General features: G+C 69.6%; 6 protein-coding genes and 1 rRNA gene. 6 read left to right on the top strand and 1 reads right to left on the bottom strand.

What is annotated here, in order from left to right:
• The first annotated feature begins 53 nt into the window (after positions 1–53).
• A complete protein-coding gene (dxs, locus tag L6E10_RS15680; protein ID WP_236220258.1) occupies positions 54–1958 on the top strand; it encodes a 1-deoxy-D-xylulose-5-phosphate synthase in 1905 nt (634 codons plus the stop codon).
• Positions 1959–2188: 230 nt separating this feature from the next.
• Positions 2189–2830: an SPFH domain-containing protein gene (locus L6E10_RS15685; protein WP_236220259.1), complete on the top strand. Its 642-nt coding sequence runs from the start codon at positions 2189–2191 to the stop codon at positions 2828–2830.
• A 12-nt stretch (positions 2831–2842) separates the two neighbouring features.
• Here the strand turns inward: L6E10_RS15685 and L6E10_RS15690 are convergent, their stop codons facing one another.
• Complete coding sequence (locus L6E10_RS15690) at positions 2843–3244, bottom strand: nuclear transport factor 2 family protein (protein WP_236220260.1); 402 nt, start codon at positions 3242–3244, stop codon at positions 2843–2845.
• Positions 3245–3334: 90 nt separating this feature from the next.
• On the opposite strand from L6E10_RS15690, the gene L6E10_RS15695 reads away from it, so the two are divergent.
• The 4 genes from L6E10_RS15695 to L6E10_RS15710 all read left to right on the top strand — a co-directional run.
• On the top strand, positions 3335–3775 hold the full coding sequence (locus tag L6E10_RS15695) for a MarR family winged helix-turn-helix transcriptional regulator (RefSeq protein WP_236220261.1): 441 nt from the start codon (positions 3335–3337) through the stop codon (positions 3773–3775).
• Between the two features lie 64 nt (positions 3776–3839).
• Positions 3840–4523: a response regulator transcription factor gene (locus tag L6E10_RS15700; protein ID WP_090102807.1), complete on the top strand. Its 684-nt coding sequence runs from the start codon at positions 3840–3842 to the stop codon at positions 4521–4523.
• Between the two features lies 1 nt (position 4524).
• The gene (locus L6E10_RS15705) at positions 4525–5652 is read left to right on the top strand and encodes a cell wall metabolism sensor histidine kinase WalK (protein WP_236220262.1); all 1128 of its coding nucleotides are present in this window, start codon (positions 4525–4527) and stop codon (positions 5650–5652) included.
• Between the two features lie 391 nt (positions 5653–6043).
• Positions 6044–6325: ribosomal RNA gene (locus L6E10_RS15710) — 16S ribosomal RNA — on the top strand; the annotation flags it as partial.

Below are 6325 nucleotides of genomic sequence, written 5' to 3' on the forward strand. Positions count from 1 at the left end.
TCAGTCGCGTCTCCGTAGACTGAGCCGAAGTCTTCAGGAGTGAGGTGGGCGTGGTGACCCTGCTGGAGTCCGTGCACGGACCGGCTGATCTGAAACGGATGGACGAGGCGCAGCTGTCGCGGCTGTGCGAGGAGATCCGGCGTTTCCTGGTCGACAAGGTGTCCAAGACGGGCGGGCACCTGGGCCCGAACCTGGGTGTCGTCGAGCTGACCGTGGCTCTGCACCGCGTGTTCGACTCGCCGCAGGACCCGATCGTGTTCGACACCGGTCACCAGTCGTACGTGCACAAGATCGTCACGGGCCGGCGCGACGGCTTCGACCGGCTGCGCCAGCGGGGCGGGATGTCGGGCTACCCGTCGCGGTCGGAGTCCGAGCACGACGTGCAGGAGAGCTCGCACGCCTCGACGGCGCTGTCGTACGCCGACGGTCTGGCGAAGGCGAAGCAGATCAACGGCGCCCACGGCCACGTGGTCGCCGTCGTGGGCGACGGAGCGCTGACCGGCGGCATGTGCTGGGAGGCGCTGAACAACATCGCGGCGGACAAGAACCGCCCGGTCGTGATCGTGGTCAACGACAACGGCCGCTCGTACTCGCCGACCATCGGTGGTCTCGCCGACCACCTGTCGTCGCTGCGCCTGCGCCCCGGCTACGAGCGCGTGCTGGAGAAGGGCAAGAGCGCCCTGCAGCAGACGCCGATCCTCGGCAAGCCCGTCTACGCCGCCCTGCACGCCGCCAAGCGCGGCATCAAGGACGCGCTGGCGCCGCAGGCGATGTTCGAGGACCTCGGCCTCAAGTACATCGGCCCGGTCGACGGCCACGACATCTCGACGCTGGAGTCCGCTCTGCAGCGCGCGAAGTCGTTCGGCGGCCCGGTCATCGTGCACGCCGTCACCCGCAAGGGCATGGGCTTCGCGCCGGCCGAGAACCACGAGGCCGACCAGATGCACGCCACCGGCGTCATCGACCCGATCACCGGCGAGGACCTGAAGCCGTCCAGCCGCACCTGGACGCACGTGTTCTCCGACTCGCTGGTCGAGATCGGCCGCGAGCGCTCCGACGTCGTGGCGATCACCGCCGCGATGCAGGGGCCGACCGGTCTGGACGCGTTCGCCAAGGCGTTCCCGGAGCGCTTCTTCGACGTCGGCATCGCGGAGCAGCACGCGCTGACCTCCGCCGCCGGTCTCGCGATCGGCGGCCTGCACCCGGTCGTCGCGGTGTACGCGACGTTCCTCAACCGGGCCTTCGACCAGCTGCTGATGGACGTGGCGCTGCACAAGCAGGGCGTCACGGTCGTGCTGGACCGCGCGGGTGTCACCGGCCCGGACGGCGCGTCGCACCACGGCATGTGGGACATGTCGATCCTCGGTGTCGTCCCCGGCATCCACGTGGCGGCGCCGCGTGACGCCGGCACGCTCGCCGAGGAGCTGCGCGAGGCCGTGGCGGTCTCGGACGCCCCGACGGTGATCCGCTACCCGAAGGCGTCCGTGGGCGCGGACCTGCCGGCGCTGGAGCGCGTGGGTTCCGTCGACGTGCTTCGCCGTTCCGGCAACGACGTGCTGCTGGTGACGGTCGGTGCGCTGGGCGAGCTGGGCCTCGAAGCCGCGCAACGGCTGGAGGACCAGGGCATCGGCGTGACGGTCGTCGACCCGCGGTGGATCTACCCGATGTCGTCCGACCTCGTGGAGATGGCCGCGTCGCACAAGCTCGTCGTGACCGTCGAGGACGGTGGCCGGCACGGTGGCTTCGGCTCGGCTCTCGCGGCTGCCCTGCGCGACGCCGACGTCGAGGTGCCGTTGCGGGACATCGCACTGCCGCAGCAGTTCCACGACCACGGTTCGCGTGGCGAGGTGCTGGCGTCGTGCGGCATCACCGCGCAGGACGTCGCACGCCGCGTGACGGAGTGGGCGGCCCGGCTGGAGTGCCTGCCCGTGGAAATCGACGCGACCGCGGAGAAGTAGGTCGGCTAACCTCCCACCCCGAGAGCGTCCGCTCCAGGCGGCCCGGCAGGTTTCCCTCGCCTGGTCCCGTGATAGGGCGGACGCGTTGGTTCTGTAGAGACCAGGTTCGAATCCTGACGCCACGACCCCGGCCGCACACGGGGGCGAGGAGCTCTGCGAGTCCCCCAGAGGACTCCCGCTCACCGCCTCGCCGGCCGGGGTCGTGGCCTGTCCGGACGGGGGTGGAGACGATGAAGCGCACGTTGTACCCGTGGGAGCGGGGTGTCCGGTTCGACCGCGGTGTGCTGGTCGGTGAGCTCGGTCCCGGACGGCACCGCGTGCCGATGCGGTCCGTGCTGACCCGCGTCGACGTCCGCTCGCGGACGATGACCCCGGCGGCGCAGGAGGTTCCCACCGCCGACGGGGTCCTGGTGCGCGTGACGGTCGTGGTGCGGTGGGCGGTGACCTCGCCGACGAAGTACGTCATGGAGTCGGCTGAGCCCGAGTCCGACCTCTACACCGCCGTGCAGCTCGCTCTGCGTGCCGCCGTGGTCACCCGCGCGCACTCGGTGGTGGACCCCGAGCGGGACGCCGTCGCCGCCGAGATGCTGGCCGGTGTCGCGGCGCGCGCCGAGGAGCTGGGGATCACCGTGTCCGAGGTCGCCGTTCGCGACGTCGTCATGCCGGGTGAGCTGCGGCGGGCCGCGCTGGCCGAGCTGGTGGCGGCCTCGGAGGGACGTGCGGCGCTGGAGCGGGCCCGTGGCGAGACGGCCGCGCTGCGGTCGTTGCTGAACGCCGCCCGGCTGGCCGAGGAGCACCCGGCGTTGCTGGAGCTGCGGGCGCTGCAGGCCGCCTCGACCGTCGTGGTGGACCGGCCCGCCCGCAGGTCCTGACCGCGGAACCGGTCACTCCTCGCGCAGCCAGAGCAGGGTCGTCCGCGACTCGCGCAGCCGCCAGCCGGCGGGCGTCCTGACCGCGGCGCAGTCCAGGCGCAGCCCCGCGGAGCGGAAGGGCGCCTCGCCGGCACGGAAGAAGTAGGTCACCGAGTTCGCCGAGGCGGTGGCCTTGTCGTCGTCGAGTTCCACCAGCAGACCGGTGGTCATGTGCTGGGTGAGCTCGTCCGGCTTGTCGGCACTCCGCATCGCCGCGACGAACTCGTCGATGCCGTTGATCTCGCCGTTGCGGGGTGACGAGATCGCGATGTCGCGGTCGAAGACGGTGTGCGCGTCGTCCCACCGCTTCTCGTCGAGCAGGCGGGCGAGCTTGCTGAACAGGACGTTGATCTCGAGACGGTCTGTCGCGGACATGAGAACCTCTAACTGGTTGGTGGCGCCAACGTTGGCGCCACCAACATTACACATCCTTGTTGGTCGCACCAACGTTTTAGGATGACGTCCATGGAGGAGACCCCCGCACGCCTGGCCGGCAAACCGAGCTGGCTGCTGACCCAGCTCGCGGTGCACGCGCACCGGCTCGCCTCCGAGGCCTTCGGCGAAGAGGGAGCGCGGGGCTACCACTACCGGGTGCTCGCCGCGCTCGACGAGTTCGGCGCGGCCAGCCAGGCCGACCTCGGCCGCCGCTGCAACATGGACCGCAGCGACGTCGTGGCGGCGGTGAACGAGCTGTCGGACCACGGGTTCGTCGACCGTGCGCCGGACCCGCGGGACCGCAGGCGCAACACCGTGACGCTCACCGAGCTCGGCAGGACGCGGCTGTGCCGGCTCGACCGGGCGCTCGACGGGGCACAGGTCGCGCTCCTGAGGCCGCTCGCGGAGCCCGACCGGGAGGAGCTGACCCGTCTGCTGGGTGTGCTTCTGGCGCACCACCAGCGCGGATAGCTCCGACAGCGCGCGTGAAGGTGCCGTTAAGCGTGGTCTCAGGTGGATGTGGCACCTTGGACTGGTGCGGATTCTGGTTGTCGAGGACGAGGCGCCCCTGGCCGATGCGATCGCTCGCGGCCTGAGGCGCGAAGGCATGGCCGTGGACGTCGCCTACGACGGCGAGACCGGGCACGAGAAGTCGACCGTCACGCGGTATGACGTCGTGGTGCTCGACCGCGACCTGCCGGGGATGTCCGGCGACGAGCTGTGCAAGGAGATCCTCAGCTCCGGCGCGCTCACCAGGGTCATGATGCTGACGGCCAGCGGCTCGATCGAGGACCGGGTGTCCGGGCTGTCGCTGGGCGCCGACGACTACCTCGCGAAGCCCTTCGCGTTCCCCGAGCTCGTGGCGCGCGTGCGGGCGCTGGCTAGGCGCGCGACGCCCGCGACTCCGCCCGTGCTGTCCGCGCAGGACGTCGAACTGGACCCGGCGCGGCGCACCGTGGCACGCGGCGGCACCCCGATCGAGCTGACGCGCAAGGAGTTCGGCGTCCTCGAGGTCCTGCTCGCGGCCAAGGGGTCGGTCGTCAGCAGCGAGGAGCTGCTCGAGCGCGTGTGGGACGAGAACGCCGACCCGTTCACCACGACCGTGCGCGTCACCGTGATGACGTTGCGCAAGAAGCTCGGCGAGCCGGGCATCATCGACACCGTCGTGGGCTCCGGGTACCGGGTGCCGAGTGCTTCGAACGGATCTGCTGAGGACTGACATGCGCAGACGCGGCCCAGGACTGCGTCTCCGGATCACGCTGCTCACCACCGCGCTCGTCGCCGCGGTGAGCGCTGTCCTGCTCTTCCTCGGGTGGACGCTGGTCGGGCGGGTCTTCGACTCGTCTCCGTCGTTCCCCTCCGACAGCCAGGTCACGGTCGACGGGGTCACCGTCACCGTGCAGACCCTGACCGACGCGCTGACCGCTGCCGCTCGCCAAGACCTGCTGCACGCGGGGTTGATCGCGTTCGCCTGCATGGTGCTGGCCGCCGCTCTGCTCTCGTGGACGTTCACCGGCCGTGTGCTCAAACCGCTGCACGACGTCACGGGCGCCGCACGTCAGCTGTCGGCCGAGTCGCTCGGGTCGAGGCTGCGCCTGGAGGGACCGCGTGACGAGGTCGCGGAGCTCGCGGACACGTTCGACGCGATGCTCGACCGGCTCGAAGCGGCCTTCGACTCGCAACGGCGGTTCGTCGCGAACGCGTCGCACGAACTGCGCACTCCTCTCTCGGTAGTGCGCACGGAACTGGACGTGACCCTGTCCGATCCGGACGCCGACGTCGAAGAGCTGCGCCGCATGGCCGGAGTCGTGCGCGCGGCAGGGGAGCGTGCCGAACAGCTGGTGTCCGCGCTGCTGTTGCTCGCGCGCACGGACGGCATCGGACTCGCCGTGCGTGAACCGGTCGACCTGTCCGCCGTCGTCGAGTCGGCGTGGAAGGCCACGCGGGCCGAGGCGGAGGCGCGGAACCTGCGCGCGGTGTTCCGGTGCGTGCCGGCTCTCGCGGTCGGCGACCCCGCCCTGCTGGAGCGCATCGCCGGCAACCTGCTGGAGAACGCCGTCCGGCACAACCACGTCGGCGGGTGGATCGAGACCGTGGTCGAGACCGGGCCGCAGTGGTCGGTGCTGAGGGTGTCGTCGTCCGGCCCGCTCATCCCGCCCGACCGCGTCGAGGAGCTGTTCGAGCCGTTCCGCCGGGGCGTCAAGGACCGCACCAGCCAGTCCGGCACGGGACTCGGCCTGTCGATCGTGCGTGCCGCGGTGGCCGCTCACGGCGGGTTTGCCCAGGCAGTGGCCGTGCCGACGGGCGGTCTGTCGGTCACCGTGCACCTGCCGAGCGCGCCTCACTGACGCCGGGTGCAAGATTCTCTGCGTGGCCCCGGTCACACTCTGCGTCGATCTTGGCGGGTTTGGGCCGTCCGCGTGGTGTCTGACCTGCGGTGACGCGGTGAAGGACCCCCGATTTGGATCTCGTGGGGCGCCCGTGTAAATTTCTCTCTGCCAGCGCGGAACGGGCCGGGAAACAGACCGGAACGGAGCGCGGCGAAAGACTTCTAAGCCTGACACAGCCCCGGAAGTGACTCTCTTCGGAGATTAGCTGCGGTGTGCGCGTGTTCTTTGAGAACTCAACAGCGTGCCGATAACACAGCCAGTAATATGAATATCTCTCGTCAGAGATATTCCTTTGAGAGTAATACCAGATTGCCAGACATATTCCGTCTGGAGCGATCAAACACAATCCTTATTGGAGAGTTTGATCCTGGCTCAGGACGAACGCTGGCGGCGTGCTTAACACATGCAAGTCGAGCGGTAAGGCCCTTCGGGGTACACGAGCGGCGAACGGGTGAGTAACACGTGGGTAACCTGCCCTGTACTCTGGGATAAGCCTTGGAAACGAGGTCTAATACCGGATACGACCCTTGAAGGCATCTTTGAGGGTGGAAAGTTCCGGCGGTATGGGATGGACCCGCGGCCTATCAGCTTGTTGGTGGGGTAATGGCCTACCAAGGCGACGACGGGTAGC

Source organism: Lentzea sp. CC55, from assembly GCF_021056325.1.
GTDB classification, from domain to species: domain Bacteria; phylum Actinomycetota; class Actinomycetes; order Mycobacteriales; family Pseudonocardiaceae; genus Lentzea; species Lentzea jiangxiensis.

Bases quoted from the DNA above. Each gene is read 5' to 3' on its own strand.
- L6E10_RS15685 (WP_236220259.1), top strand. From the start codon at position 2,189: ATGAAGCGCACGTTGTACCCGTGGGAGCGGGGTGTCCGGTTCGACCGC.
- L6E10_RS15695 (WP_236220261.1), top strand. From the start codon at position 3,335: ATGGAGGAGACCCCCGCACGCCTGGCCGGCAAACCGAGCTGGCTGCTG.
- L6E10_RS15690 (WP_236220260.1), bottom strand. From the start codon at position 3,244: ATGTCCGCGACAGACCGTCTCGAGATCAACGTCCTGTTCAGCAAGCTC.
- L6E10_RS15705 (WP_236220262.1), top strand. From the start codon at position 4,525: ATGCGCAGACGCGGCCCAGGACTGCGTCTCCGGATCACGCTGCTCACC.